This is a genomic window from Nguyenibacter vanlangensis, from assembly GCF_013376155.1.
Taxonomy (GTDB): Bacteria; Pseudomonadota; Alphaproteobacteria; order Acetobacterales; family Acetobacteraceae; genus Gluconacetobacter; species Gluconacetobacter vanlangensis.
Genome location: NZ_JABXXP010000374.1, coordinates 1 through 2,904 on the forward strand (window position 1 = coordinate 1; position 2,904 = coordinate 2,904).

Here is a 2,904-nt window from a genome sequence, read left to right on the forward strand (position 1 = left end):
TGAACCTGGCCTGGGCGCTGGTCCTGCTCCGCTCGGGCCGGGCCCGGCGCTCGCCCACCCTGGTCGCCGCCGGCCAGCACGTGATGTCCGACGTCTGGACCACGGTCGGACTGGTCTGCGGCTTCACCCTGATTCCACTCACCGGCCTGACATGGCTGGACCCGGCGCTGGCCGCGCTGATCGCGCTGAACGTGCTGCGCGTCGGATGGATCATGATGCGCCGCTCGATCGCCGGCCTGATGGACGAAGCCCCCGACCCGGACACGCTGACGGTGATCCGCAACGTCATCGCCGCCAGCGGCCACGGCGCGATCGAAGCACACGATCTGCGCGCCAGGATCGTCGGCGCGATGGCCTTCGTCGAATTCCACCTGGTCGTCCCCGGCACCATGAGCGTCAACGCCGCGCATGAGATCTGCGACCGGATCGAGGCCGCGCTGCGCGCCCGGATCGGCCAGGCGCTGATCCATATCCACGTCGAACCGGACCGCAAGGCCAAGCGTTGCGGCATAACCATTCCGTAACCCACGTGCCCGGCACAACCCAGCATCCGGCAGGAAGCGGGCATGCCTCGCTCGTTCCAGTGGAATCGGCGGGGCAATCCGCGTAAAGGGGGCACATGTTGCCAAATCGTTTCCCCGTCCCGCCCCGGGCCGGGTCCTACCGCCCCAGGCAAGAGCGATGAAGACCGACCTGACCGAGCTGCGCATCCGCCACATGCGCCATCTGCGCCGCTCCGCGCGGGTCACCACGGCCCAATGGCGGCGCAAGATCGTCTATTGGGCGGCCGCGATCCTGGTCGGCCTGGTGGCGGTGGGTTTCGCCGCCGCGGCGGACCAGGCCGCCGCCCTGCGGACCCGCATGATCGCCTGGGACCCGTGGATCATGCTGGCGATCACCCCGGCCGGCCTCGCGCTGTCCAGTTGGCTGACCCGCACCTGGTTCCGCGGCGCGCAGGGCTCGGGCATCCCCCAGACCATCGCGACCCTGCATCTCGATGATTTCGCCGTCGTCGACCGGCTGCTGTCGCTGCGCATCGCCTTCGGCAAGATCCTCCTGACCACGCTCGGCCTGCTGGCCGGCGCCTCGATCGGGCGCGAGGGCCCGACCGTGCAGGTCGGCGCCGCGATCATGCACGCGTTCGGACGCTGGCTGAACCTGTCGGCGGTGGGGATGCGGCGCGGGCTGATCCTGGCCGGCGGCGCCTCGGGCGTCTCGGCCGCCTTCAACACGCCGCTGGGCGGGATCGTCTTCGCGATCGAGGAACTCAGTCACTCCTTCGAACAGCGCACCAGCGGCACGATGCTCACCGGCGTCATCCTGTCCGGCGTCACCGCCATCGCGCTCATCGGCAACTACACCTATTTCGGCCATACCGACGTCGTGGTGCCGATCGGCATCAGTTGGATCGCCGTGCTCGCCTGCGGCATCCTGGGCGGCCTCAGCGGCGGCGCCTTCTCCGCCATCCTGATCCGCAGCGCCTCCGGCCTGCCCGGCCTGCTGGGCCGCTTCGTCACCCGCCAGCCCGTGGCCTTCGCGGCACTCTGCGGCCTGATCCTGGCGATCATGGGCCTGGCATCGGGCGGCATCACCTACGGCACCGGCTACGCCCAGGCGCGCGAGATCATCGCCGGCCAGACCCACTACCCGGCCTCGTTCTTCATCCTGAAATTCATCGCCACCATCGTGTCCTACTGCTCGGGCATCCCCGGCGGACTGTTCGCGCCGTCGCTGGCCATCGGGGCGGGGATCGGCGGCTGGGTGGCGCAGTACCTGCCCCACACCACGCCGGGCGCGGTCGTGCTGCTGGGCACGGTGGCCTATTTCTCCGCCGTCGTGCAGGCTCCCCTGACCGCGACCGTCATCGTGATGGAGATGTGCGACAACCAGCAGGTCACCCTCGCCCTGCTGGCGACGTCGTTCCTGGCCTACGCGGTCTCGCGCATGGTCTGCGGCCACTCGCTCTACAGCGCCCTGGCCGAGAAATTCCTCGTGGTGGTGGAAAGCACCGCCGAACCGATCGCCGAGGCCACGACGCCCCAGCGCGTCCCCGCCGTCACCGGCCCGTAAGGGAGACAGGCTCCCTCACGGGCCCGCCCGCCCTTCACTTCGACGCCAGGTCCACGATCCCGATCTGCCCGTCTTCGGTCCCGAACCCCAGCGCGCTGCCGTCGGGGCTGAAGGCCAGGGCCGAGACCGCACCGCCTCCGCCGCCGCGCACCGGCAGCACGCGCTGCGCCGCCGCATCCTCCAGCAGGATCGTGCCGTCGGCGAATCCGGCCGCCACGATCTCATGCACCGGATGGCACGCGACCCGCCGGCAGATCACCCCCGGCAGCCCCGCCAGTTCCGAGGGCGGCTTGCCCATCGGGCCGCCCCCGAAGAACGGCCACATCACCACGCTGTCGGCCCCCCCGGTCACCAGCCACTTGCCGGTGCGCGAGAACGCCATGGACTGCACCTTCGCCGGATAGCCGCTCATGCGCATATTATGCCCGTCCGACAGGCGCCAGCCATGCAGGTCGTTTTCCTGCATGGCGGTCACCAGCGCCTCGCCGCCGGGGTGGATGGCGATTCCGGTATGGCTTCCCTTCCAGTCCAGCCGCCGGGGCGTGTCGACCTTGGCATGCACGAACCACAGCGACGCGCCGTTGTAATGCGACGCCGCGATCCGCTTGCCCTTGGCGTCGAAGACGATGCCGCTGACGGTCGAAGGATGCTCCAGCACCTTCAGCGTCCGCGTACCCGCCGCGTCGCGCAGTTCCACCTGCTTGCCCGCGGCAAAGGCGATCACCCCCGATTTGCCGTCCGACCAGCTTGCCACATGCTCGATCCAGCGCCGGCCGCGCGCCAGGTCCGTGACCGCCCCGTCCGCGCCGACCCGGCGCAACGCGCAATCGTCCC

The 2,904-nt window shown here is 70.1% G+C and carries 3 protein-coding genes; 2 read left to right on the forward strand and 1 reads right to left on the reverse strand.

Annotated elements, in window-relative coordinates; translation table 11 throughout:
• Both HUK84_RS14090 and HUK84_RS14095 read left to right on the forward strand, forming a co-directional pair.
• On the forward strand, positions 1-524 hold a 524-nt coding region (locus HUK84_RS14090; protein WP_176640855.1), incomplete at its 5' end, for a cation diffusion facilitator family transporter.
• Between the two features lie 157 nt (positions 525-681).
• Positions 682-2,070 carry a chloride channel protein gene (locus tag HUK84_RS14095; RefSeq protein WP_246285693.1) on the forward strand — a complete coding sequence of 463 codons (1,389 nt, stop codon included), beginning with the start codon at positions 682-684 and terminating at the stop codon, positions 2,068-2,070.
• 34 nt (positions 2,071-2,104) lie between these two features.
• Here HUK84_RS14095 and HUK84_RS14100 read toward each other — a convergent pair.
• Positions 2,105-2,904, reverse strand: an 800-nt coding sequence (locus HUK84_RS14100; RefSeq protein WP_176640856.1) for a WD40 repeat domain-containing protein, incomplete at its 5' end; no start/stop codon positions are given.

Coding starts and splice junctions, on each gene's coding strand:
- HUK84_RS14095 (WP_246285693.1), top strand. CDS start 682: ATGAAGACCGACCTGACCGAGCTGCGCATCCGCCACATGCGCCATCTG.